Annotated in this window: 21 protein-coding genes; 7 read left to right on the top strand and 14 right to left on the bottom strand. The window is 53.0% G+C overall.

Annotated features, from left to right (window positions below; translation table 11 throughout):
• Positions 1-45: 45 nt before the first annotated feature.
• The 9 genes from bamA to rpsB all read right to left on the bottom strand — a co-directional run bounded on the left by bamA (position 46) and on the right by rpsB (position 10,261).
• Positions 46-2,463 carry an outer membrane protein assembly factor BamA gene (gene bamA, locus JGF26_RS15600; RefSeq protein ID WP_028018295.1) on the bottom strand — a complete coding sequence of 806 codons (2,418 nt, stop codon included), beginning with the start codon at positions 2,461-2,463 and terminating at the stop codon, positions 46-48.
• A gap of 29 nt (positions 2,464-2,492) precedes the next feature.
• Positions 2,493-3,845, bottom strand: coding sequence for a sigma E protease regulator RseP (gene rseP / locus JGF26_RS15595; protein WP_134708320.1), 1,353 nt, complete (start codon positions 3,843-3,845; stop codon positions 2,493-2,495).
• An 11-nt stretch (positions 3,846-3,856) separates the two neighbouring features.
• Positions 3,857-4,714, bottom strand: coding sequence for a phosphatidate cytidylyltransferase (gene cdsA, locus JGF26_RS15590; protein WP_028018297.1), 858 nt, complete (start codon positions 4,712-4,714; stop codon positions 3,857-3,859).
• A 12-nt stretch (positions 4,715-4,726) separates the two neighbouring features.
• Positions 4,727-5,485: a (2E,6E)-farnesyl-diphosphate-specific ditrans,polycis-undecaprenyl-diphosphate synthase gene (gene ispU, locus JGF26_RS15585; RefSeq protein ID WP_134708319.1), complete on the bottom strand. Its 759-nt coding sequence runs from the start codon at positions 5,483-5,485 to the stop codon at positions 4,727-4,729.
• Between the two features lie 186 nt (positions 5,486-5,671).
• Positions 5,672-6,871 (bottom strand): 1-deoxy-D-xylulose-5-phosphate reductoisomerase, encoded by a 1,200-nt coding sequence (gene ispC / locus JGF26_RS15580; RefSeq protein WP_134708318.1) that lies wholly within the window; start codon positions 6,869-6,871, stop codon positions 5,672-5,674.
• 94 nt (positions 6,872-6,965) lie between these two features.
• Positions 6,966-7,523 (bottom strand): ribosome recycling factor, encoded by a 558-nt coding sequence (gene frr / locus JGF26_RS15575; RefSeq protein ID WP_028018300.1) that lies wholly within the window; start codon positions 7,521-7,523, stop codon positions 6,966-6,968.
• Positions 7,524-7,690: 167 nt separating this feature from the next.
• Positions 7,691-8,416: a UMP kinase gene (gene pyrH / locus JGF26_RS15570; protein WP_008501910.1), complete on the bottom strand. Its 726-nt coding sequence runs from the start codon at positions 8,414-8,416 to the stop codon at positions 7,691-7,693.
• Positions 8,417-8,566: 150 nt separating this feature from the next.
• A complete protein-coding gene (tsf, locus tag JGF26_RS15565) occupies positions 8,567-9,418 on the bottom strand; it encodes a translation elongation factor Ts (protein ID WP_014830708.1) in 852 nt (283 codons plus the stop codon).
• Between the two features lie 117 nt (positions 9,419-9,535).
• Positions 9,536-10,261, bottom strand: coding sequence for a 30S ribosomal protein S2 (gene rpsB, locus JGF26_RS15560; RefSeq protein WP_003856207.1), 726 nt, complete (start codon positions 10,259-10,261; stop codon positions 9,536-9,538).
• 321 nt (positions 10,262-10,582) lie between these two features.
• On the opposite strand from rpsB, the gene map reads away from it, so the two are divergent.
• The 4 genes from map to JGF26_RS15540 all read left to right on the top strand — a co-directional run bounded on the left by map (position 10,583) and on the right by JGF26_RS15540 (position 15,474).
• Positions 10,583-11,377 carry a type I methionyl aminopeptidase gene (map, locus tag JGF26_RS15555; protein WP_028018301.1) on the top strand — a complete coding sequence of 265 codons (795 nt, stop codon included), beginning with the start codon at positions 10,583-10,585 and terminating at the stop codon, positions 11,375-11,377.
• Positions 11,378-11,440: 63 nt separating this feature from the next.
• Entirely contained in the window at positions 11,441-14,116 is a 2,676-nt protein-coding gene (glnD, locus tag JGF26_RS15550) for a bifunctional uridylyltransferase/uridylyl-removing protein GlnD (RefSeq protein ID WP_134708317.1), read from the top strand.
• A gap of 32 nt (positions 14,117-14,148) precedes the next feature.
• Positions 14,149-14,973, top strand: a complete 825-nt coding sequence (dapD, locus tag JGF26_RS15545) for a 2,3,4,5-tetrahydropyridine-2,6-dicarboxylate N-succinyltransferase (RefSeq protein ID WP_008501915.1) — start codon at positions 14,149-14,151, stop codon at positions 14,971-14,973.
• A 111-nt stretch (positions 14,974-15,084) separates the two neighbouring features.
• Entirely contained in the window at positions 15,085-15,474 is a 390-nt protein-coding gene (locus JGF26_RS15540; protein ID WP_008501916.1) for a DUF3461 family protein, read from the top strand.
• Positions 15,475-15,520: 46 nt separating this feature from the next.
• On the opposite strand, the gene JGF26_RS15535 is transcribed toward JGF26_RS15540, so the two are convergent.
• The 3 genes from JGF26_RS15535 to dgt form a co-directional block, all read right to left on the bottom strand.
• A complete protein-coding gene (locus JGF26_RS15535) occupies positions 15,521-16,678 on the bottom strand; it encodes a CdaR family transcriptional regulator (RefSeq protein WP_049005311.1) in 1,158 nt (385 codons plus the stop codon).
• Positions 16,679-16,824: 146 nt separating this feature from the next.
• Positions 16,825-18,261: a serine endoprotease DegP gene (gene degP / locus JGF26_RS15530; RefSeq protein WP_032666893.1), complete on the bottom strand. Its 1,437-nt coding sequence runs from the start codon at positions 18,259-18,261 to the stop codon at positions 16,825-16,827.
• Positions 18,262-18,392: 131 nt separating this feature from the next.
• Positions 18,393-19,907 (bottom strand): dGTPase, encoded by a 1,515-nt coding sequence (gene dgt, locus JGF26_RS15525; protein ID WP_134708316.1) that lies wholly within the window; start codon positions 19,905-19,907, stop codon positions 18,393-18,395.
• A gap of 83 nt (positions 19,908-19,990) precedes the next feature.
• Between dgt and mtnN the strand changes: the two genes are divergently transcribed.
• From mtnN to JGF26_RS15510, 3 genes are read left to right on the top strand one after another with little or no spacing between them, the layout of a single operon-like run.
• Entirely contained in the window at positions 19,991-20,689 is a 699-nt protein-coding gene (mtnN, locus tag JGF26_RS15520) for a 5'-methylthioadenosine/S-adenosylhomocysteine nucleosidase (RefSeq protein ID WP_028018306.1), read from the top strand.
• A complete protein-coding gene (gene btuF, locus JGF26_RS15515; protein ID WP_049005309.1) occupies positions 20,682-21,482 on the top strand; it encodes a vitamin B12 ABC transporter substrate-binding protein BtuF in 801 nt (266 codons plus the stop codon). The genes mtnN and btuF overlap by 8 nt, the downstream gene beginning before the upstream one ends.
• A 27-nt stretch (positions 21,483-21,509) precedes the next feature.
• Positions 21,510-22,133: a TRIC cation channel family protein gene (locus JGF26_RS15510; RefSeq protein ID WP_028018308.1), complete on the top strand. Its 624-nt coding sequence runs from the start codon at positions 21,510-21,512 to the stop codon at positions 22,131-22,133.
• A gap of 38 nt (positions 22,134-22,171) precedes the next feature.
• Here JGF26_RS15510 and erpA read toward each other — a convergent pair whose 3' ends face one another.
• Complete coding sequence (gene erpA / locus JGF26_RS15505; protein ID WP_013095643.1) at positions 22,172-22,516, bottom strand: iron-sulfur cluster insertion protein ErpA; 345 nt, start codon at positions 22,514-22,516, stop codon at positions 22,172-22,174.
• A gap of 79 nt (positions 22,517-22,595) precedes the next feature.
• On the bottom strand, positions 22,596-23,996 hold the full coding sequence (gene clcA, locus JGF26_RS15500; protein ID WP_108089597.1) for a H(+)/Cl(-) exchange transporter ClcA: 1,401 nt from the start codon (positions 23,994-23,996) through the stop codon (positions 22,596-22,598).
• Positions 23,997-24,170: the final 174 nt, after the last annotated feature.

The raw sequence follows: 24,170 nt of genomic DNA, 5'->3' as shown, positions 1-24,170 counted from the left end.
AGTTGTCAGCGCTACACTGCCAACGCATTCCTTTGCAGCGGATTATTACCAGGTTTTACCAATGTTAAACTGGAATTGCTCCGACTTATCTCCATCATATTTCTTAAACGGCTGGGCGTAAGAGAAGACCAACGGCCCCAGCGGTGACATCCATTGTAATGCGATACCGGCAGACATGCGAATATTGCTCGGATCGCTGTAGTCAGGAATACCTTCCGCTCGCATCTGGGCAGTATTCTGCCAGTTGGTATCCCACACAGTACCGGCATCCCAGAAGAAGGACGTACGGACTGAGTTCGCATATTTATCACTGATAAACGGCGTTGGTGTGATGAACTCCAGGCTGGCAACGGCCATGGCGTTACCGCCCACAGCATCATTGGAGCTACAAACGTCGGAAGTCGAAGACTTATCACAGTTATCTTTGTCGTTTCCGCCGTAGTAGACCGCTTTCGGACCAATGTTGTTGGACTGGAAGCCACGAACGGTGCTGGAACCACCGGCATAGAAGTTTTCATAGAATGGCAGTTCCTTGCCACCCAGACCATCACCATAGCCCCAACGGGTACGACCCAGAACCACCCACTTGTGGTCGTCATCAATTGGGAAGTAAGACGCGGTATCCAGCGTGACCTTATAGAACTCGTTATCGGAACCCGGTACGGTAACTTTACCGTTCAGGTTGACACGAGAACCTTCCGTCGGGAAGTAACCGCGGTCAAGACGGTTATAGGTCCAGCCGTAGTTAAAGGTGAAGTCATCTGCTGCAAAGCCGTTGTCATGACCATTTTTACTGGTTGACTGACCGATAGAGTCCAGGTAACGCCACATCGCTACCTGCGGTTGCATGTTGGACAGGTCGTTATGCACGTAACCTAAGCCCGCACGCAGCGTGTTGTATTCGTTAACCGGGAAACCAAGCGTACCGTCTACACCGTAACTCTTGTTGGTGTAAGAGGACAGGTCCGCGTCGTCAGCTTTAAAGTCGTTATAGAAGATACGACCGCCCAGACTCACACCGTCTACGGTGAAGTATGGGTTAGTGACAGAGAACTCAGAATAGGTCTGGTAGTCGTTTTTAGTACCATTGATACCAACAGAGTAACCCGTACCCAGCCAGTTATCCTGCTGTACCCCGACCTGGAAGCTCACGCCGCTTTCAGTACCGTAACCCACACCGAAGTTGAAGCTACCGGTGTTACGCTCTTTCACTTTATAGACGACATCAACCTGATCCGGACTGCCTGGTACGCGCTGGGTATCCGTATCTACGGTTTCAAAATAACCCAGACGGTTCAGACGCTCTTTCCCCTGGTCAACGAGATCGCTACCCAACCATGCGCCTTCCATCTGACGCATTTCGCGGCGCAGAACGGAATCTTTAGAGGTGTCGTTACCAACGAAGCGGATCTTACGCACGTAGAAACGGTTACCCGCATCAACATTCACGTGCAGCTTAACGGTTTTATCCGCGTCGTTAATTTCCGGCTGTGTTTGTACGCGAGGATAGGCATAACCATAGCGGCCGAGCAGCTTCTTAATGCTGTCTTCCATTTTGGTCACTTTAGAACCACTGTACAGATCGCCTGGCTGAATTTTGGTCAGCGATTCGATCTCAGCAGAATGCCCCGCCAGGTTGCCACTTACTTCAACACCAGAAAGCTTATACTGATCGCCTTCAGTGATGTTAATCGTAATGTAGATCCCTTTCTTGTCCGGCGTCAGACTGACCTGGGTCGAGTCAATGTTGAAACGGGCATAACCACGATCCAGATAGTAGCTGCGCAGGGTCTCAAGGTCGCCCGCCAGTTTCTGTTTCTGGTATTTACGATCGCCCACCACGTTCCACCACGGCACTTCATCGCGCAGTTGGAAGGTCGAGATCAGTTCGTCGGTGCTAAACGCGTGGTTGCCGACAATGTTGATCTGTTGGATCTTCGCAGAAACACCTTCCTGGAAGACCAACTTCAGGTCAACACGGTTACGTGGCAGAGGTGTTACCACTGCTTTCACGCTGGCACTGTATTTACCCACGCTGTAGTAGAAGTCTTCCAGACCTTTCTCAATGTCTGAAAGGGTTGTGCGGTCCAGAGACTCGCCCACACGAACACCCGATGCTTCAAGGTTTTGCTTGAGCATGTCATCTTTCACCGACTTGTTACCGGAGAAAGTGATACTGGCAATCGTTGGACGTTCTTTTACCTGTACCAGCAGCGTATCACCATCGCGCAGGACGCGGACATCCTCGAAGTTGCCGGTGGCAAACAGAGCACGGATGGTGTTACTGATATCATCATCATTGACCGTATCGCCGGGGCGTACAGGCATACTGAGGAGGGCCGCACCAACGGCGACACGCTGGAGGCCTTCGAAATGAATGTCTTTCACTACGAACCCGTCAGCACCGTATACGGTGGCGCTGCTAAACAGCAGCGACGCTATGAGCAACTTTTTCATCGCCATCGTTATTATGCGTTCTTCCTAACACTCTCTTACAACCGAGAGAAATCATTGAAAAGTGCAAGCCCCATTAACAGCACCAGCAAAATCGAGCCAATGCGATAACTAAAGTCTTGAACTCGCTCGGATACCGGTCCGCCTTTTAGCTTTTCAATCGCTAAAAACAGCAGATGACCCCCGTCTAAAACGGGAAGCGGGAACAGGTTGATTATCCCAAGGTTCACGCTAATCAGCGCGAGGAACATGAGATAGTAAATCACCCCGAATTCCGCTGACATCCCAGCCCCCTGAGCAATCGAAATTGGCCCACTGAGGTTGTTCAGTTTCACATCACCGGTTATCAATTTCCCCAACATGTTGACCGTCAGCTTCATCAGTTGCCATGTTTTATCCGTGGCTTCAAGGATGGCGCTGAACGGCCCATACTGGCGTATTGTCTTGTACTCATCTGGCAGCGGGATCACTTTTGGCACAACGCCTGCAAACCCTTCTGCTTTTTTGCCGACCGACTTCGTATCCGGGATCAGCGTCAGCGAAAGCGGACTACCTTTCCTCTCAACTTCCAGTGCGAGGGACGTTCCCGGATTATCGCGCACCAGAGTAACAAAGGTCATCCACTCTGTTAATGGTTGACCATCGACTTTAACGATCCTGTCGCCCGCTTGCAAACCTGCTTTGCTCGCCGCCGAATTTGCCTGTACTTCGGCTAACACCGGCTCAATCTGAGCGCCACGTGGACGAATGCCCAGTGCAGCGACGGGATCTTCTTTGTCTGGCTCGAAACGCCAGTGACGTAAATCGAGCACTTTGTCCTGACGCGTGTCAGAACCAAACGGCGATACGCTGATGGTTGTCTGCTGATCACCAATTTTGGCTACCAGTTGCAGTCGCACGGCATCCCAATCAGGGGTTTCGATGCCATCAATCGCTTTAAGTTCCATCCCTGACGTAATTTGCGCACTCGCCGCGATGGAATTGGGGGCAATTTCACCTACCACAGGGCGCACGCCGGGGACGCCAATGATAAACACCAGCCAGTATGCGAAAATAGCAAAGATGAAGTTGGCTACCGGTCCGGCAGCGATGATGGCGGCGCGTTGTCCAACCGTTTTGTTGTTGAATGCGCTGTGTCGTAATTCAGGTGCGACAGGCTCAACGCGCTCGTCGAGCATTTTAACGTAGCCGCCCAGCGGGATAAGGGCGATGACAAATTCCGTATCGTGACGGTCGGTGCGCGTCCAGAGTGATTTACCGAAACCGATGGAAAATCGCTCTACCCGCACACAACAACGGCGAGCAACCCAGAAATGGCCAAATTCATGCACGGTAATCAGTACACCCAGTGCAACAATGAACGCCGCCAGATTCCAGAGAATGCTCAGCATAAAACCTTCCGTTAAATCGTCCCAAATACCAGTAAAAGCAAGCAAGCAAATACCGGAACAGCCGCTGTCAGGCTATCAATGCGATCCAGTATACCGCCATGCCCTGGAATCAGGTGTCCGCTGTCCTTAATCCCTGCTTCACGCTTAAACATACTCTCGGTTAAATCACCGAGCACTGAGGCAAGCGCAGCAAAAATCGAGCACACCAGCAGTATTGACGGTGCCACTTCCAGATTCGCCCAGACGCCGTAGCCCCAGGAGATAATCGCTGCCGTAAACAAGCCACCGATGAAGCCTTGCCAGGTTTTACCCGGGGAAACCTTCGGCGCCAGTTTATGTTTGCCAAACAGTTTACCAAACATATAGGCCCCGGAGTCAGCCCCCCAGACGAGAATCATCACATAAAGCAGCCAGATCGCGCCGCTGTAGTGGTTTTCGTCATAGTGCCAGGCACGCAGTGCGACCATACCCCAGAAAAATGGAACAATCGTGAGCAAACCAAAAATAAGCCGCAGCACTTTTGAATTACGCCAAATTGCCGCAGAGCCGGGGTAGAAAAGCACCAGCAGCAGAGCAGCAACCCACCAGGCCAGCGATACCCACAGGGAACCAGCAACCAGCGGTTGATGAATATCATGATGATATTCAGGCAACGTAAACAGCATTATGGCCAGGATAAAGCCACAGAGTACCGCAAGCCATACTCGCTGACTGCGTGAGGTAAAGCCGCTAAACTGTCCCCATTCCCACGCGGCGAGCATACAGACCACCAGCGTAACAATAGCGAATCCCACTGGGGGCAGTAAAAACAGCGCCGCAATGACAATGGGTATTAATACAAAAGCGGAAATCAGGCGATACTTCAGCAAAAGCTACCCCCATCAGGCTTTGTCGCCACCAGGCTCGGTGCCGCCGAAACGACGCTCTCGATTGGCAAAGGCATGCAGCGCACCTTCAAAGTCTTGTTCATCAAAATCGGGCCAAAGAACATCCGTAAAGTAAAGTTCGGCATAGGCAATTTGCCATATCAAAAAGTTACTTATGCGATGTTCCCCCCCTGTCCTAATTACCAAATCCACAGGTGCCTGTTCATTCATGCAGATTTGCTTGTTCAGCGCCTCTTCATCAATTTGGTCGGGTCTCAACAGCCCTTCCTGAACCTGTTCGGCAATATGCCGAACGCCCTGGATAATATCCCAGCGTCCGCCGTAATTCGCCGCAATATTGAGCGTCAGACCCGTATTATTCTCAGTCAGCGCTTCTGCTTTACGAATCCGTTCCTGCAAACGTGAGTTAAAACGACTGGTATCGCCAATGATACGCAGGCGGACGTTGTGGCGGTGCAGGCTTTTTACTTCGCTGTCGAGCGCCCACACAAACAATTCCATCAACGCGGTCACTTCCTGCGGAGGTCGATTCCAGTTTTCACTGCTAAAAGCATAGAGCGTTAACGCATCAATGCCGTTATTGGCGGCAAAAGAAACGGCGCGGCGAACAGATTTCGCCCCAGCTTTATGCCCAAAGGCTCGTATCTTCCCTTGTCTTTTCGCCCAGCGGCCGTTGCCATCCATAATGATTGCTACATGACGACAGCCATGAGCTGGCAAGTTTTCGCTTATTGGTTGATTCGCAGACAACATAACGCGTTTTTTGTCCCTGAAAAGGATTTAACGGTACTCAGGAATACTGAAGCCTATACATAAAAAAGCCGTGTCAAACCACGGCTTACCTGACCACATTAAGTCAAATACCTGCGATCAGGTGGCGCAGACTATATCACTGAAGCCCAACGCTAACAAATAGCACGACGACTAGTGCTTGCTTTATCACCAGCTTGCGGGACGTGTCACTTGTTTACGCGCAATATCACGAGCCGCTGTATCTACCGCCAGCACCTCTTCCACACTTTGTGGTTCACGCAAATCCATCATTTCCAGTACCGATAAATTCAACACTGCAATATCGGTAAAACGGATCTGCTGATTCAAAAATGCCTCAACGGTAATTTCATTAGCTGCATTCAGTGCCGTCGTCGCCGCCTGCCCCTGGTCAAAGGCATGCATCGCAAGCTTCAGACACGGATAGCGATCGTAATCTGGTTCGCTAAATGTCAAAGAACTTAACTTGCAGAAATCAAGCGGCTTCACGCGAGATTTCACTCGATTTGGCCACGCCATTGAATGGGCAATTGGCGTACGCATATCCGGCTCGCCCAACTGTGCCAGCACACTGCCATCCTGATAGCGCACCATCGAGTGAATCACCGATTGCGGGTGGATCAGTACTTCCATCTGTTTCGCTGACGCATTAAACAGCCAGCGCGCTTCAATGTATTCCAGACCTTTATTCATCATGGTGGCAGAGTCAACGGAGATTTTACGCCCCATTGACCAGTTCGGATGACGGCACGCCTGATCCGGCGTCATTGCGCTCAGTTCAGACAGTGGCGTTTCGCGGAACGGGCCACCAGACCCGGTAAGCAGAATAGACACCACACCATTCTGCTCAAGGTCAGCGTACCCCAGGTTCTGTTGAAAAGGTTGCGGTAAACTCTGAAAAATCGCGTTGTGCTCGCTATCGACCGGTAAAAGACGCGCCCCGCGCTGCTTCACCGCTTCCATAAACAAACGTCCGCAGGTAACCAGAGACTCTTTATTGGCTAGCAGAACATCCTTACCGGCATCAATTGCGGCAAGTGTTGGCAACAGCCCAGCCGCCCCGACGATGGCCGCCATAACCTGGTCAACCTCATCCAGCGCAGCCATCTCACAAGCTGCCTGTTGTCCACTCAGAACCTCGGTTCGACAGCCCTTTTCACGCAGTTGCACTTTCAGCAGACGCGCACTCTCTTCGTCATCCATCACCGCATAGCGGGGTGAAAACTCCAGGCACTGCTCGACCATTCGCTGCACATTCTTACCGGCCACCAGCGCTGTCACGGTGTAAAGTTCAGGATTATGGCGAACGACGTCGAGAGTACTGCAACCGATAGAGCCGGTTGAGCCGAGGAGTGTTAAATGCTTCATGAGATGCCCGAAAAAGTTAGACCAGATAAAAGCAAAACGCCGCCAGCAAGACCCGAAGTCCCTCTGAACGGCGTTTATCAGTGTACGACAGAAATCAGAACTGCATCAGTTCCGCTTCTTTATCTGCCAGCGCCGCATCAATTTTCTTGATGGCAGCATCAGTCATTTTCTGAACATCGTCCTGTGAACGACGATCGTCATCTTCACTGATCTCTTTTTCTTTCAGCAGCGCTTTGACTTTATCGTTCGCGTCGCGACGTACGTTACGAACGGAAACGCGACCCTGCTCAGCTTCGCCACGAACGACTTTGATCAGGTCTTTACGACGCTCTTCCGTCAGCGGAGGAAGTGGAACGCGGATATCAGCGCCCGCAGAGCTTGGGTTCAGACCGAGGTCAGACGCCATGATCGCTTTCTCAACGGCCGGGCCCATAGAACGATCGAATACGTTGATTTTCAGCGTACGGGTATCTTCAACCGTCACGCTTGCCAGCTGACGCAGAGGGGTTGGCGTACCGTAGTATTCTACGATGATGCCATCCAGCAGGCTTGGGGAAGCACGGCCAGTACGGATTTTGCTGATTTGGGTTTTGAACGCTTCTACGCATTTTTCCATGCGTACTTCAGCATCTTTTCTGATGTCGTTAATCACGTTACGAATCCTTGAAAACTTGTCTCAGGCAGACTATCCGCCAGCACAGCGCTACAGGTGTGCTAAGTATAGTCGCGTTTAATTCATGACAACGCCAAAGGCGCGCCCGGGTAAGATACCACTACAAAATAAAGCGGAATCTTACCTGTATTTAGCGTCAACGGAAATTATTCCGTGATCAAAGTGCCTTCTTTTTCACCCATGACCACGCGACGCAGTGCGCCTGGCTTGTTCATGTTGAAGACACGGATCGGCAGTTTGTGGTCGCGAGCCAGCGTGAAGGCGGCAAGATCCATCACTTTCAGCTCTTTATCCAGCACTTCGCTGTAGCTCAGCTGATCGTACATGGTGGCAGAAGGATCTTTTGCCGGGTCGGCAGTAAACACGCCGTCTACTTTGGTCGCTTTCAGTACCACATCGGCTTCGATCTCGATACCGCGCAGGCAGGCAGCGGAATCGGTTGTAAAGAACGGGTTACCCGTACCGGCGGAGAGGATCACCACGCGGTTGTTGCGCAGCAGGCTAATCGCTTCTGCCCAGCTGTAATTATCGCATACGCCATTCAGTGGAATCGCAGACATCAGGCGGGCATTCACATAGGCGCGATGCAGTGCATCACGCATTGCCAGGCCATTCATGACGGTTGCCAGCATACCCATGTGGTCGCCCACAACGCGGTTCATCCCCGCTTTCGCCAGACCAGCACCACGGAAAAGGTTGCCACCGCCAATGACCACGCCAACCTGGATACCCAGTTCGACCAGTTCTTTGATTTCCTGTGCCATGCGATCAAGGATGCTTGCGTCAATACCGAAGCCTTCCGATCCCTGCAGCGCTTCGCCACTCAGCTTAAGCAGAATGCGTTTGTACACGGGTTTTGCATTGGTAGCCATGTTTCTTTCCTGAGACTGTCAACGATTAAGATGGGGGTTAATTCTGGCGACATGATATGCCGCAAATCAGCACAGCGATACTGGAGCCTGTCTGATTTCCTGTGACGGGTGACAAAAAGAAGCCGCCCTCAGGCGGCTCCTTTTCAATCATTAAGACTGCTTGGACATTGCAGCAACTTCTGCTGCGAAGTCAGTCTCAACTTTCTCGATGCCTTCGCCCACTTCGAAGCGGATGAAGCCAGTTACGTCAGCGTTGTGCTCTTTCAGCAGCTGAGCAACAGACTTGCTTGGATCCATTACGAATGGCTGGCCAGTCAGAGAAACTTCGCCGGTGAATTTCTTCATGCGGCCTTCAACCATTTTCTCTGCGATTTCTTTTGGTTTACCAGACTGCATCGCGATGTCCAGCTGAACCTGGTACTCTTTCTCTACCACTTCAGCAGACACGTCTTCTGGCTTAACGAATTCTGGTTTGCTTGCAGCGATGTGCATAGCCAGCTGTTTAACCAGCTCTTCGTCAGCACCTTTAGCAGCAACCAGAACGCCGATACGCGCACCGTGCTGGTAAGAGCCCAGAACGTCACCTTCCAGAGAAGCAACACGACGGATGTTGATGTTCTCACCGATTTTAGCAACCAGCGCAACACGTTCTTCTTCGAACTGTGCTTTCAGAACTTCAACGTCAGTGATTTTGCCAGCAACTGCAGCGTCCAGAACTTTGTTAGCAAATGCCTGGAAACCACCATCTTTAGCAACGAAGTCAGTCTGGCAGTTAACTTCCAGAATGATGCCGTAGGTGCCGTCGATTTTAGTGATGATCACGCCGTCAGCAGCAACGTTGCCTGCTTTTTTAGCTGCTTTGATCGCACCGGATTTACGCATGTTTTCGATTGCCAGCTCGATGTCGCCGTTCGCTTCAGTCAGCGCTTTTTTGCAATCCATCATGCCTGCGCCAGTACGCTCGCGCAGCTCTTTTACCAGGGATGCGGTAATTTCAGCCATTCTTAAATCCTCGGGAGATGTGAACTGCCCGGCCTGCGGCCAAACAGTGTAAATTGAAAAAAGGGGCCGGTAATGGGCCCCTATTCATACACGGTACTAATAAGGGGTGAAACCTTATTATTCAGCTTCTACGAAGCTTTCTTCCGCCTGAGAAGCCAGATCCTGGGAACGGCCTTCACGAACGGTAGCAGCTACAGCGCTCAGGTACAGGCTAACAGCACGGATTGCGTCGTCGTTACCCGGGATAACGAAGTCAACACCGTCCGGATCGGAGTTGGTATCAACGATAGCGAATACCGGGATACCCAGGTTGTTAGCTTCTTTGATTGCGATGTGCTCGTGGTCTGCATCGATTACGAACAGCGCGTCTGGCAGGCCGCCCATATCTTTGATACCGCCCAGGCTGTTTTCCAGCTTGTCCAGCTCACGAGTGCGCATCAGCGCTTCTTTCTTAGTCAGCTTGTCGAAAGTACCGTCCTGAGACTGGGTTTCCAGATCTTTCAGGCGTTTGATTGACTGACGAACAGTTTTCCAGTTAGTCAGCATGCCGCCCAACCAGCGATGGTTCACGAAGAACTGGTCGCAGCTGTTAGCAGCATCTTTCACAGCTTCGCTTGCAGCGCGCTTAGTACCAACGAACAGAATCTTACCTTTACGGGAAGAGATCTTGTTCAGCTCAGCCAGGGCTTCGTTGAACATTGGTACAGTTTTCTCAAGGTTGATGATGTGAACTTTGTTACGTGCGCCGAAGATGAAAGGCTTCATTTTCGGGTTCCAGTAACGGGTCTGGTGACCAAAGTGAACACCAGCCTTGAGCATGTCGCGCATGGAAACAGTTGCCATGTTTAAAACCTCTATATTGAAAGTTGGGGTTATGCCTCCACGTATCCCATATTACCGACCCCGAAGGGCACCCCGGAATATGTGCCGATACGTGTGTGTTGTTACACAAAGTGAGATTTGTCGCTTCCGTCCAGCTTGTGTATCTGAGATGGATCGGAAGTCCGGCGCGCTTTATACCACAAAACACGACCAGAAACCAACAGTTGTTGGCGGAGTGTGCTGTTAATGATTCTCAATTTGGCACGAGGTGTGCCTGACTGATACCATTGGCGACACTTAGACTAGTATTGTCGAAAAAATCGACACCGATGGACAGATTACATGGCTATCTCTATTAAGACACCTGAAGAAATTGAAAAGATGCGCGTCGCCGGTCGTCTGGCCGCGGAAGTGCTGGAAATGATCGAGCCGTTCGTGAAGCCGGGCGTCAGCACCGGTGAACTGGACCGCATCTGTAACGACTATATTGTGAACGAGCAGCACGCGGTATCTGCGTGCCTCGGCTACCACGGTTTCCCGAAATCCGTCTGCATTTCTATTAATGAAGTGGTTTGCCACGGTATTCCGGACAACGAAAAACTGCTCAAAGATGGCGACATCGTCAACATCGACGTGACGGTCATTAAAGATGACTACCACGGTGACACCTCTAAGATGTTCATCGTTGGCAAGCCAACCATTTTGGGCGAGCGTCTGTGTAAAGTGACGCAAGAGAGCCTCTACCTGGCGCTGAAAATGGTTAAACCGGGTATTCGCCTGCGTACCATTGGTGCCGCGATTCAGAAGTTCGTGGAAGCGGAAGGGTTCTCCGTCGTTCGCGAATACTGCGGTCACGGCATTGGCCGTGTGTTCCACGAAGAACCGCAGGTTCTGCACTATGATGCAGATGATGGCGGCGTAGTGCTGCAAAAAGGCATGACCTTCACCATCGAGCCGATGGTCAACGCCGGTGACTACCGCATCCGCACCATGAAAGATGGCTGGACGGTGAAAACCAAAGACAGAAGCTTGTCTGCGCAGTACGAGCATACTATTGTGGTAACAGACAACGGCTGCGAAATTATGACGTTGCGCAAGGATGACACTATCCCGGCGATACTGACGCACGATGAATGATAAAAAAGCCGGCAAATGCCGGCTTTTTTAATGGCTATAGCTTTTTCTTATGGGTGGCGCACGATGAGTAATCTTTTACCCGAACAGTATGCTAACACAGCACTTCCCACCCTCCCCGATCAGCCCGATAACCCGGGCGTATGGCCGTCGCACGAGCTGACCTGCGCGCATATTAAAGCCCATATGGATGTTTTCCATCGCTGGCTGGGTAGTGCGTTCGACGCAGGCGTATCCGCCGAGCAGCTCATTGAAGCGCGCACCGAATTTATCGACCAGCTGCTGCAGCGCCTGTGGATCGATTACGGTTTTGGGCAAATCAGCGACGTTGCACTGGTTGCCGTTGGGGGCTATGGCCGCGGTGAGCTGCATCCGCTTTCCGACATTGATTTACTGATCTTAAGTCGCAAAAAACTGCCGGATGAACAGGCGCAAAAAATTGGTGAACTGCTGACCCTGCTCTGGGATGTGAAGCTGGAAGTCGGCCACAGCGTACGCACTCTTGAAGAGTGTCTGCTGGAAGGGTTATCTGACCTGACCGTCGCCACCAACCTGATTGAAACCCGCCTGCTGATAGGCGATGTGGCGCTGTTCCTGGAGCTACAAAAACATATTTTCAGTGACGGTTTCTGGCCGTCTGAAAAGTTCTTCGCCGCGAAGGTTGAGGAACAAAACCAGCGCCACCAGCGCTACCACGGCACCAGCTATAATCTGGAGCCTGATATCAAAAGCAGCCCCGGCGGTCTGCGCGACATCCACACCCTGCAGTGGGTGGCCCGTCGCCACTTCGGCGCGACCTCGCTGGATGAGATGGTGGGCTTTGGCTTTTTAACCGAAGCCGAGCGTAACGAATTAAATGAGTGTCTGCACCTGCTGTGGCGCATTCGCTTTGCCCTGCATCTGGAGCTTAATCGCTACGATAACCGCTTGCTGTTTGACCGTCAGCTCAGCGTAGCTCAACGTCTGAATTACCAGGGCGAAGGCAACGAGCCGGTTGAACACATGATGAAGGATTTCTTCCGAGTCACCCGCCGCGTTACCGAACTGAACCAGATGCTGTTGCAGCTATTCGATGAGGCAATTCTGGCCCTGACGGCAGATGAAAAGCCCCGCCCTATCGACGACGAGTTCCAGCTGCGCGGCACCCTTATCGACCTGCGCGACGAAACGTTATTTATCCGCGAACCGGAAGCGATCCTGCGCATGTTTTACACCATGGTGCGTAACAGCGCGATCACCGGGATCTACTCCACCACTCTGCGCCATCTGCGCCATGCGCGCCGCCATTTGACGCAGCCGCTGTGCTATATCCCGGAAGCGCGTTCGCTGTTCCTGAGCATGCTCCGCCACCCGGGGGCCGTCATCCGCGGCTTGCTGCCGATGCACCGCCACAGCGTGCTGTGGGCCTATATGCCGCAGTGGTCACACATTGTCGGGCAGATGCAGTTTGATCTGTTCCACGCCTACACGGTAGATGAACACACAATCCGCGTGATGCTCAAGCTGGAGAGCTTTGCCAGCGAAGAGACGCGATCTCGCCATCCGCTGTGCGTGGAATTGTGGCCGCGCCTTACTCATCCGGAATTGATCCTGATTGCTGCCCTGTTCCACGATATTGCCAAAGGTCGCGGCGGTGACCATTCGGTGCTGGGTGCCCAGGACGTGCTCAAATTTGCTGAACTGCACGGTCTGAACTCACGTGAAACACAGCTGGTCGCCTGGCTGGTACGCCATCACCTGCTGATGTCGGTCACCGCGCAGCGTCGAGATATTCAGGATCCTGAAGTGATCAAGCAGTTCGCGGAAGAGGTGCAAACGGAAAACCGTCTGCGTTATCTGGTCTGCCTGACGGTGGCTGATATTTGTGCCACCAACGAGACGTTGTGGAACAGCTGGAAGCAAAGCCTGCTTCGCGAGCTGTACTTTGCCACCGAAAAACAGCTGCGCCGCGGGATGCAAAATACCCCGGACATGCGCGAGCGTGTGCGCCACCACCAGTTGCAGGCACTGGCTCTGCTGCGGATGGATAACATTGATGAAGAAGCACTGCATCAGATCTGGGCGCGCTGTCGTGCTAACTATTTTGTTCGCCACAGCCCAAATCAGCTTGCCTGGCATGCGCGGCATCTGCTGCAACATGATTTGTCGCAGCCGATGATCCTCCTCAGCCCGCAAGCCACGCGCGGTGGCACGGAGATTTTCATCTGGAGCCCGGACCGACCTTATCTGTTTGCCGCCGTCTGCGCCGAACTGGACAGGCGTAATCTGAGCGTTCACGACGCGCAGATTTTTACCACCCGCGACGGCATGGCGATGGATACCTTCATTGTGCTGGAACCGGACGGCAGCCCGCTGTCGTCGGACAGGCACGAAGGAATACGCTTCGGTCTGGAACAGGCCATCACCCAGCGCAGCTGGCAACCTCCGCAGCCGCGTCGTCAGCCTGCGAAATTACGCCACTTTACCGTCGATACCGAGGTCAATTTCCTGCCGACCCACACCGACCGTAAATCGTTCCTGGAGCTGATCGCGCTCGACCAGCCAGGGCTGCTCGCCCGTGTCGGCCAGGTTTTTGCCGATCTGGGAATTTCGCTTCACGGGGCCAGAATTACAACCATTGGCGAGCGAGTAGAAGATTTATTTATAATCGCCACTGCAGACCGGCGTGCCCTTAATAATGACCTGCAACTTGAAGTGCAACAACGGTTGACAGCAGCCCTCAATCCAAACGATAAAGGGTGACGTGTTTTTTAGTGAAATGGAAAGAGTAAACAATGCAGCAGTTACAGAACGTTATTGAGTCCGCTTTTGAGCGTCGCGCCGAGATCACCCCGGCCAATGTGGATACCGTGACCCGTGAAGCGGTAAACCAGGTTATTTCCCTGCTGGATTCCGGCGCATTGCGTGTGGCAGAAAAAATCGACGGTCAGTGGGTCACTCATCAATGGCTGAAGAAAGCCGTGCTGCTCTCTTTCCGTATCAACGATAACCAGGTTATCGACGGAGCAGAAAGCCGCTACTTCGATAAAGTGCCAATGAAATTCGCTGACTATGACGAAGCGCGTTTCCAGAAAGAAGGTTTCCGCGTGGTTCCACCAGCGGCAGTTCGTCAGGGTGCTTTCATCGCGCGCAACACCGTGCTGATGCCATCCTATGTGAACATCGGTGCCTACGTTGACGAAGGTACCATGGTGGATACCTGGGCTACCGTTGGTTCCTGCGCGCAGATCGGTAAGAACGTTCACCTGTCCGGCGGCGTCGGTATCGGTGGCGTCCTGGAGCCACTGCAGGCTAACCCAACCATCATCGAAGACAACTGCTTCATCGGCGCGCGCTCAGAAGTGGTTGAAGGTGTGATTGTGGAAGAAGGCTCTGTGATCTCCATGGGCGTTTACATCGGCCAGAGCACCCGTATCTACGACCGTGAAACCGGCGAAGTGCATTACGGTCGCGTTCCGGCGGGCTCCGTGGTGGTTTCCGGCAACCTGCCGTCAAAAGATGGCAAATACAGCCTGTACTGTGCGGTTATCGTGAAGAAAGTCGATGCGAAAACTCGTGGCAAAGTTGGCATCAACGAACTGCTGCGCACCATCGATTAATCGGGTATAACAAAAAGCGGGGGCAACCCCGCTTTTTTTATATCTGAGGGTGGCGAAAATAGATTTTTTCGTTAATTATTCAAAGGTTATGTTGAGATCAAGGGTACCGCTATGTACGATAATCTGAAAAGTCTGGGCATTACCAATCCTGATGAAATTGATCGTTACAGCCTCCGTCAGGAAGCCAATAACGATATTCTGAAAATCTATTTTCACAAGGACAAAGGAGAGTTTTTCGCCAAGAGCGTGAAGTTTAAATATCCACGCCAGCGTAAAACCGTCGTCGCTGACGGTGTAGGACAAGGGTACAAAGAAGTTCAGGAAATCAGCCCTAACCTGCGCTACGTGATCGATGAACTCGATCAGATCTGCCAGCGCGACCGCACTGAAGTCGATCTCAAGCGTAAGATCCTCGACGATTTGCGTCACCTTGAAAGCGTTGTGACGAATAAGATCAGCGAGATTGAAGCGGATCTTGAGAAATTAACGCGGAATAAATAAGCCGTTTTATTGCCCGGTGGCGCTCCGCATGCCGGGCAAAATTACATCATCGCTGTTCGTCCAGCTGCAGCGCCACATACAGTAGCAGTCTGTCGTCAAAACTCCCCAAATCCAGCCCCGTCAGCTCCGAAATCCGGTTAAGCCGATATTCAAGAGTATTGCGATGAATAAACAGCGCTTTCGAGGTCGCCAGCGGCTGCACATTATGACGAAACCACGCCTGTAGCGTCCGGCGCAGTAAGCCATTGCTGTCCATGGCCTTCAGGCGCGCTAATGGCCGTGCCAGCTCATTAGCCTGCCAGCCCCCGCGCAGGCTGTCGAGCAGCACCGGCAGCATCAGATCCTGATAAAAATAACTGCGGCTTTCCGGCATCCGCTGCTTGCCCACCATCATGGTGGTGCGTGCAGTACGCCAGGAGCGGGCAATGCTGCCCGGTCCGGTAAAGTAATTGCCCAGCGCAACGCGAAAACGCAGTTGACCATTTTCCTTCATCCGGGAGATCAGCAGCTCCACGCGACGACGATGATCGTCCGCATCCCAGCGGCCGAATGCATTGAGCGCCGGTTTGAGCACCACCATTTCCGTCAGAGACACAATTGCCACCAGGTTATCGCGCTCCGGCGTCGCCAGCGCATTTTGTAGCTGCTGCAGCTCAACCATCGCACTGTCGACCCCAAGCTGGCCGCTATCGACCTCAATCACCGCCACCACACGCGGCTGGTTCAGATCAATCCCCAGACGCTGCGCCCATTCGCTCAGTGCCGGCGTGTGTTCTTCCGCCTGGATCAGATTCATCACCAGCTCTTCACGCAGGCGGCTGTCCTGGGCGAGCAGGTGCATCAGGCGCGACTGTTCCAGCATCATCTCTGCCGTCATGCAGACCAGCTCGCCGTATTTACGCAGGGACTCCGGCTCGCCTGTCAGGCCAATTACCCCCACAATCTCGCCTTCAAGGCGCAGCGGCAAATTAATGCCCTGACGGACGCCGTGCAGGTGTTTCGCTACCGCATCGTCGATATCCACGACCCGCCCCTGGGAGAGCACCAGCAACGCACCTTCGTGCAATTCACCAATACGCTCACGATCGCCGCTACCAATAATGCGCCCACGAGCATCCATTACGTTGATATTGGTATCAATGATTCGCATGGTGCGCGCCACAATATCCTGCGCCATTTTGGTATCAAGGTGCCAGCCAGCCATGTAACCCTCCTCTGAGCAGAGCTCAAGCATAGGGAAGTTCAGCGGCGGCTGCATTGTGCGAATGCACAAAGAGAGAGGAAGATATATGGAGTTGTGGTAAGAGTCACAGAAACGAGAAAGCCCCTGCGTACAGGGGCTTTAGAGGATTACTGCATCAGCAGGTAGAGAGAGGTATCCCCACGCTGGATATTCAGCGCCAGCACGGAAGGCTTGCTGTCGAGAATTTTGCGCAGTTCAGCAATGTTTTTCACCGGCTGCTGGTTAGCACCCATGATGACATCACCTTTTTTCAGGCCGATACGTGCAGCCGGTGAATTCGCTTTCACGTTGTTCACCACCACACCTTTATCCGCACCTTTATTGCTCATCTCGGCACCTTCAATACCGCTGAAAATGGTGCTGGAATCCACCTGATTCTGGCTGCTCTGCTGCAATTCCAGGCTCACATTAACCGGCTTACCGTCACGCAGCAGGCCAAGGGTCACTTTGCTGCCAATCGGCATAGAGCCCACTTCCGCACGCAGGGCGGCAAAGCTGCTGATCGGTTTACCGTTCAGAGAGGTGATCACATCCCCCGCTTTAATACCCGCTTTTGCCGCAGAGGAGTTCGGCATCACCTGGCTGACGAATGCCCCACGCTGAGCGTCAACTTTCATCGCCTTAGCCAGTTCGGAGTTCAGTTCCGTACCGAGGATACCGAGCTCACCGCGTTTCACCTGGCCGTACTGCACCATCTGCGCGGTCAGGTTTTTCACCATGTTACTTGGAATAGCAAAGCCGATACCGATGTTGCCACCGTCCGGCGCCAGGATCGCGGTGTTGATCCCGATCAGTTCACCGTTCAGGTTAACCAGCGCACCGCCAGAGTTACCGCGGTTGATCGCCGCATCCGTCTGGATGAAGTTTTCGTAGTTTTCCGCATTCAGACCGCTGCGACCAAGAGCGGAGACGATACCCGAGGTGACGGTTTCACCCAGACCGAACGGGTTACCGATCGCCACAGTGTAGTCACCCACGCGCAGCGCGTCGGAGTCGGCAATTTTAATCGCCGTCAGGTTTTTCGGATCCTGAATCTGGATCAGCGCGATATCAGAGCGCGGATCTTTACCCACGACTTTTGCATCGAATTTACGGCCGTCGCTCAGCTGAACTTTAATGGTGCTGGCGTTATCAACAACGTGGTTGTTCGTCACCACGTAGCCTTTCGCCGCATCAATAATCACCCCAGAACCAAGCGCCATGAATTTCTGCTGCTGGCCGCCGCCCTGGCTGTCATCCCCAGCGCCACCGCCCTGACAGAACGGAGAGCTCTGGAATGGCGAACCGTCCTGGCAGAATGGTGAGTTGTCACCAAAGAACTGCTGGAAGTTACGCGGCATACGCGGCGTGTTGACGGTCGTGCTGCCCTCAACGTTAATACTCACCACCGATGGCATCACTTTTTCGAGCATCGGTGCCAGGCTTGGCATCTGCTGCGCGGTTGCTGACGACGACGCGGTCTCGGCTGCCGTAGCCGTCAGAGGAGACAGCGCTAAACCTAAACTCAGAGCCAGTGCACTCATTGCTAATGTGGTTTTTTTCATGTTTCTCAATCTCGATTTACAGGTAACGCATAATTGCTGTGTAACTCAGATTCGTTTTATACCGCTTAGTTCCGGCGATAAGTTTATGGAAAAGGTAAAAATTTATTGGCCGTCTTTACAAAACTCAGCGTTTATTCCACAGCCATGAGCTTGCGGTATTCATCCCAGGCATACAAATCTGTCATACCGCTGATATAGTCCTGGATAAGACGACAGCGATAATAATATTCCATCACTGGCCATTGGGGAGAATGGCGATCCAGCTTACCGACCGCTTCAACATACGCCAGCCGATGACGGGTTGAGAGTTTCTGATAAAGGCGGGATTCGATGGGTATTCCACGCACGCGTTCTTTTTCCACCAGTTCACTGAACTCATCGACCGATAACTGAAGCAATGGAGAGTAAATTTCCAGTAACCCACTGATCACCCGGTATCCCTGTAGCTCTAACTGTTCGACATCCGGATGGCTGAATACATGCCGCATTGCCACATGCTTATAAAGCTCAAGGAGTTGACTGAAACTGCTGTCATCTTCCAGCAGCGCGTGATTGAATTCCCCGCTGAAAATCAGCGGCAAATTATCAATAAAACGCGACGCGGCATACGGCACCAGTTTATTTAGTGTATTGACCCGTAAATACATAAAGAACTGATCTTCCGTGCTGCGGCTTAATGTATTTGAGCGCGATTTCTCCCAGGCATTTTCGACAACCTGAGCAAACAACGACCCTTTTTCATGCTTTCCCCAGGCAGTATAAAGATGCTGATAAAGCTCCTCGACGCTGAATATTCTTTTCTCAACGGCATCTTCAAGGTCGGCAACACAATAGGAAATATCGTCTGCGGCTTCCATAATCCAGGTTAATGGAAAACGGCCGTTTGGCGTCAATGAAAGTTCTTTACGTAGCCGTTCAATATAGGCTTCTTCAGAAAGGTAATAGCCCGGCTTTTTCATCAAATAGCTGTGGGATGCGGGCGTCTCTCCCATCCACCAGGCAGGACGCGTATATTTCAGGATACAGCCGACCTGTGCCCAGGTCAGGTTCATACGCATCAGGGAATGGACCAGTCTGATCCCCTGCGCATTACCTTCGAAGTGACACAGATCCTGGCGCACTTTGCGACGCAGATCGTTCAGCCCCTCTTCGCCTTCGCGCAGGCGTAAATCGCGTACGATGCAGCGGTCATCACTAAGCGGCTGGCTTACCGCATCCGAAGGGTAAAGTCGTTGTTTAAACCAGTCATTGATTGCCGCTTCACCAAAGTGACCAAACGGCGGGTTGCCGATGTCATGCATCAGGCAGGCCATCTCAACGATGCTCTCAAAGGGGCCTGTCAGTTCGTCCAGCCCATAGGTTTCCAGCAAACGTTGCTCTTTGAGACGGTTCAAAATCTCTTTGGCAATGTAACGGCCAACCTGCTGCACTTCCATTGAGTGGGTTAAGCGAGTGCGCACTGCAGCGTTACGTTCAAGCGGAAATACCTGAGTCTTTTGCTGCAGACGACGGATGGCGGGCGAGTTAATGATCCGCCCGCGATCGCTTTCGAAGATACGCAGGATCTCATGTTCGGTCTTGTCGCCCTGCGGCGAACGGAAACGTCGGTGCCAGTTAATTTTGGTGCGAAAATCGATCTGCGCCATGTGCTCCCCCGCGTGAGAAATGCGCTTCCACTAAAGCCCATGATAGACTATGCATCTTAACAAGGCACATCGCGAGTAAATCTATGAAAATCGGCATTATTGGTGCAATGGAAGAAGAAGTTACGCTGCTGCGTGACAAAATTGAGAACCGTCAGACGCTCTCTCTGGGGGGTTGTGAGATCTACACCGGCCAACTGAACGGTGTTGACGTGGCTCTGCTGAAATCAGGCATCGGTAAAGTGGCTGCTGCACTGGGTGCAACCCTGTTGCTTGAGCGCTGCAAGCCAGACGTGATCGTTAATACCGGCTCTGCGGGCGGTCTGGCACCGTCGCTGAAAGTAGGTGATATCGTCGTCTCCGACGAAGCACGTTACCACGATGCTGACGTCACCGCATTCGGCTATGAGTACGGCCAGCTCCCGGGTTGCCCGGCAGGGTTTAAAGCTGACGATAAACTGATTGCGGCGGCAGAAACCTGCATTGCCGAGCTGAACCTCAACGCTGTGCGTGGTCTGATTGTGAGCGGTGATGCCTTCATCAATGGTTCTGTTGGCCTGGCAAAAATCCGCCATAACTTCCCTCAGGCGGTGGCCGTTGAGATGGAAGCGACCGCGATCGCTCACGTTTGCCATAACTTCAACGTACCGTTCGTGGTGGTTCGCGCCATCTCTGACGTGGCAGATCAGCAGTCTCACATCAGCTTCGACGAGTTCCTGACCGTTGCGGCAAAACAGTCCACCGTGATGGTGGAACGCCTGGTGCAGAAACTGGCACGTGGCTAAACATACCGTCAGGGCGCTGGCCGCCCTGCTTCTGCTTACGCCGGTATGGCTCTATGCTGTGCCGCGCGTGATTACACTCTCTCCCGCCAACACCGAACTGGCATTTGCCGCCGGGATCACGCCCGTTGGCGTAAGTAGCTTTTCAGATTACCCCCCGCAAGCGGCAGGTATTGAACAGGTTGCGACCTGGCAGGGAATGAACCTTGAGCGCATCGTCGCACTTAAACCGGATCTGGTGCTGGCGTGGCGTGGCGGTAATGCCGAGCGGCAGGTCAACCAGCTCACCTCACTTGGGATCAACGTCATGTGGATTGATGCCGTGAGCATTGAACAAGTCGCTCAGGCGCTACGCTCTCTCGCCCCTTATAGCCCAACGCCCAAAAAAGCCGAGAGCGCGGCGAAACAGATGCTCAGCGACTATGCCGCGCTAAAATCGCGATACGACACTCCAGTTAAAAAGCGCATCTTCCTGCAGTTTGGTAGCCAGCCGCTGTTCACCACCGGTAAAGGCTCAATTCAGAATCAGGTGCTGGAAGTTTGCGGCGGTGAAAATATCTTTGCTGCCAGCCGGGTACCGTGGCCTCAGGTCAGCCGAGAACAGGTACTGGCACGCCAGCCACAGGCCATTGTCGTGGTCGGAAATGCGAGCGAGATTCCTAAAATTGAACAATTCTGGCGAAACCAGCTAAAAATTCCGGTGATCCCACTCAACAGTGACTGGTTTGAACGCGCCAGCCCGCGTATTATCCTCGCCGCAAAACAGCTCTGTGCCGCGCTGGCAGAGAGTCACTAACATAAGACCCTGTTCGAGGATTTAACGATGCTCGTCTATTGGCTGGATATTCTTGGCACAGCCGTTTTTGCTATCTCCGGTGTCCTGCTGGCCGGGAAACTACGCATGGATCCGTTTGGCGTGCTGGTACTGGGCGTTGTGACCGCCGTTGGCGGCGGGACTATCCGCGATATGGCGCTGGCGAATGGCCCCGTGTTTTGGGTAAAAGATCCCACCGACCTGGTGGTGGCGATGGTTACCTGCCTGTTAACCATCGTCCTGGTGCGCCAGCCCCGCAGATTACCAAAATGGATACTTCCGGTGCTGGACGCCGTCGGCCTGGCCGTGTTTGTGGGTATTGGGGTCAATAAAGCCTTCAATGCGGGAACAGGCCCGATGGTGGCAATCTGCATGGGGGTCTTAACCGGCGTCGGCGGCGGGATCATTCGCGATATTCTGGCGCGTGAAGTGCCGATGATTCTGCGTACCGAGATCTATGCTACGGCCTGCATTATTGGCGGAATTGTTCACGCCACGGCGTACTACACCTTTGCTGTTCCGCTGGAAAACGCTGCCATGCTGGGCATGGTGGTGACGTTGGGAATACGTTTAGCGGCGATACGCTGGCATCTGAAGCTGCCGACGTTTGCGCTGGATGATAATGGAAGATAAAAGCAAAACGGTAACCGTCAGGTTACCGTTTTTGGTCATCAGATGCTGAACGACGAACCACATCCGCAGGTGCTGGTTGCATTCGGGTTGGTCACAACAAAACGTGAACCTTCCAGACCTTCAGTGTAATCCACCGAACCGCCTACCAGATATTGCAGGCTCATCGGGTCAACCACCAGCGCAACGCCCTGCTTCTCGATAGTCATATCGCCATCGTTAACCTGGTCGTCAAAGGTAAAACCATACTGGAAGCCGCTGCAGCCGCCACCGGTAATATAGACACGCAGTTTCAGATCCGGATTGTCTTCATCGGCAATCAGGGTTTTCACTTTGTTGGCTGCTGCTTCGGTAAATTCCAGCGGCAGCGCTACGTCATCACTCATCTTATGCTCCCATGAATACTGCTATTGGGCAAAATTCACCCAATTCTTTATGTCATTATCTAATACCCTGGTATTTCATTCAAGTATTCTGCGTGGCCGCCCGTTCAGCCTCTTGTTTTGCCAGGGTACGCGCCAGGATGGTGGAGTATAGCGGTTTTCCACCCAGGAATTGGGCTAATAGTGTCGCGCCGAGGCAGGTAATGATCATTGGCAAAATGAGCTGGTAATTATCCGTCATTTCCAGCACCAGCACGATGCCGGTCAACGGCGCGCGCAGGGATGCGGCCAGCAGCGCGCCCATTCCAGCCACCGCAAACGTCCCGGCATCCAGATGATAAGCCGGGAAACCCGCTTCAGCCGCCATTCCAAACGCGGTCCCCAGCAGCGTGCCCAGTGCCAGCATTGGCGCGAAAATCCCGCCGGGTGCGCCGGACGAGAAGCACAGCACCGTCGTGATGACTCTAGAAATAAACATAAACAGCAGCAGACCCACGCTGAAATTCCCTGCCGCCGCGATGGGAATCAGCCCGAAGCCGCCGCCGGCGGCATTGGGTTCAATAAACCCGAGTACGCCACACATTCCACCCAGCAGGCCGCCCATCAGCACCCATTTGGTGGTATTTCCGCCGTGAATGCGCTGGAACATATCCTGAGCACGGAGGATAAAGGTGTTAAACAGCGGTCCCACCACGCCGAAAATCATGCCGAGGATCAGGTAAAGCCACAGGGTATTAACCGGCGCGTTGGTCAGTTTACCTACCTCAATGACCGCGCCCTCGCCATTGAAGATGCGAAAAACGATGCTCGACATAATGACGCCAGTAAACACCGCTTTAATCGAAATCAGGTTGTAGCGAAACTGCGCGCGCATCTCTTCGATGATAAACAGGATCCCCGCCAGCGGCGCGTTAAACGCTGCCGAAAGCCCCGCCGCCGCGCCGGTTGCCAGCAGCGTATGGCGCGCTTCGGCGCTACGCATCCGAAACAGATCGCCCACCATGCGGCCGACGTTCCCGCCCAGTTGTACGGTTGGCCCTTCTCGCCCCAGAACCATGCCCGCCCCGAGCGTTCCCATACCCCCGATAAATTTTACCGGGATGACGCGCCACCAGCGCACCGGGCGTAACTCTTCCAGCGCACCTTCAATTTCCGGGATCCCTGAGCCGCCAGCTTCAGGAGCAAATTTGCGCACCAGAAAGTAACCCACCATGGCAAACAGCGCCGACAGTCCGAACGCCCATACCCAAACCAGCCACCGACTATCGGCGAAACCGGCTACGGTGCCAACTCGCCAGTTCAGTACCGCATTGACCGCTTTTTCAAATAGTACACCCACCAGCCCGGCGACTGTACCGACCACGGCAGCAGCCAGCAGAATAGCCAGCGGGGTTTTATCGCGATTGAGCAAACGCCGAATGCTAATACGGTGCTGTATGCGTCTGAACTGTTGTTCTTCAAAAGTGGGGATGTCTGCTTTCATTACCGTTTCTTATCGTCATACAAATAGCCCCAGGGATTCTACCAGAGTGCGCCATGTCATCCCGTGAAAAATACTTAACAATTGTTTAGGAATGAAAGAGGCAAAAATTTCATAACCTTCCGCGGATCACTTAGAATAGTGTGCTTAATCATTTTATACGAACCAGGAACGACG

Source organism: Enterobacter sp. E1, from assembly GCF_016809815.1.
In the GTDB taxonomy this organism is placed as follows: Bacteria; Pseudomonadota; Gammaproteobacteria; order Enterobacterales; family Enterobacteriaceae; genus Enterobacter; species Enterobacter adelaidei.
This window is presented reverse-complemented; position numbering and strand designations above follow the sequence as displayed.

What these genes read in the sequence shown, in the direction of transcription:
- rpsB (WP_003856207.1), bottom strand. Translation starts at nt 10,261, where the DNA reads ATGGCAACTGTTTCCATGCGCGACATGCTCAAGGCTGGTGTTCACTTT.
- JGF26_RS15510 (WP_028018308.1), top strand. Translation starts at nt 21,510, where the DNA reads ATGCTCGTCTATTGGCTGGATATTCTTGGCACAGCCGTTTTTGCTATC.
- degP (WP_032666893.1), bottom strand. Translation starts at nt 18,261, where the DNA reads ATGAAAAAAACCACATTAGCAATGAGTGCACTGGCTCTGAGTTTAGGT.
- JGF26_RS15535 (WP_049005311.1), bottom strand. Translation starts at nt 16,678, where the DNA reads ATGGCTGGCTGGCACCTTGATACCAAAATGGCGCAGGATATTGTGGCG.
- bamA (WP_028018295.1), bottom strand. Translation starts at nt 2,463, where the DNA reads ATGGCGATGAAAAAGTTGCTCATAGCGTCGCTGCTGTTTAGCAGCGCC.
- mtnN (WP_028018306.1), top strand. Translation starts at nt 19,991, where the DNA reads ATGAAAATCGGCATTATTGGTGCAATGGAAGAAGAAGTTACGCTGCTG.
- dgt (WP_134708316.1), bottom strand. Translation starts at nt 19,907, where the DNA reads ATGGCGCAGATCGATTTTCGCACCAAAATTAACTGGCACCGACGTTTC.
- ispC (WP_134708318.1), bottom strand. Translation starts at nt 6,871, where the DNA reads ATGAAGCATTTAACACTCCTCGGCTCAACCGGCTCTATCGGTTGCAGT.
- ispU (WP_134708319.1), bottom strand. Translation starts at nt 5,485, where the DNA reads ATGTTGTCTGCGAATCAACCAATAAGCGAAAACTTGCCAGCTCATGGC.
- dapD (WP_008501915.1), top strand. Translation starts at nt 14,149, where the DNA reads ATGCAGCAGTTACAGAACGTTATTGAGTCCGCTTTTGAGCGTCGCGCC.
- JGF26_RS15540 (WP_008501916.1), top strand. Translation starts at nt 15,085, where the DNA reads ATGTACGATAATCTGAAAAGTCTGGGCATTACCAATCCTGATGAAATT.
- tsf (WP_014830708.1), bottom strand. Translation starts at nt 9,418, where the DNA reads ATGGCTGAAATTACCGCATCCCTGGTAAAAGAGCTGCGCGAGCGTACT.
- glnD (WP_134708317.1), top strand. Translation starts at nt 11,441, where the DNA reads ATGAGTAATCTTTTACCCGAACAGTATGCTAACACAGCACTTCCCACC.
- pyrH (WP_008501910.1), bottom strand. Translation starts at nt 8,416, where the DNA reads ATGGCTACCAATGCAAAACCCGTGTACAAACGCATTCTGCTTAAGCTG.
- erpA (WP_013095643.1), bottom strand. Translation starts at nt 22,516, where the DNA reads ATGAGTGATGACGTAGCGCTGCCGCTGGAATTTACCGAAGCAGCAGCC.
- clcA (WP_108089597.1), bottom strand. Translation starts at nt 23,996, where the DNA reads ATGAAAGCAGACATCCCCACTTTTGAAGAACAACAGTTCAGACGCATA.
- rseP (WP_134708320.1), bottom strand. Translation starts at nt 3,845, where the DNA reads ATGCTGAGCATTCTCTGGAATCTGGCGGCGTTCATTGTTGCACTGGGT.
- map (WP_028018301.1), top strand. Translation starts at nt 10,583, where the DNA reads ATGGCTATCTCTATTAAGACACCTGAAGAAATTGAAAAGATGCGCGTC.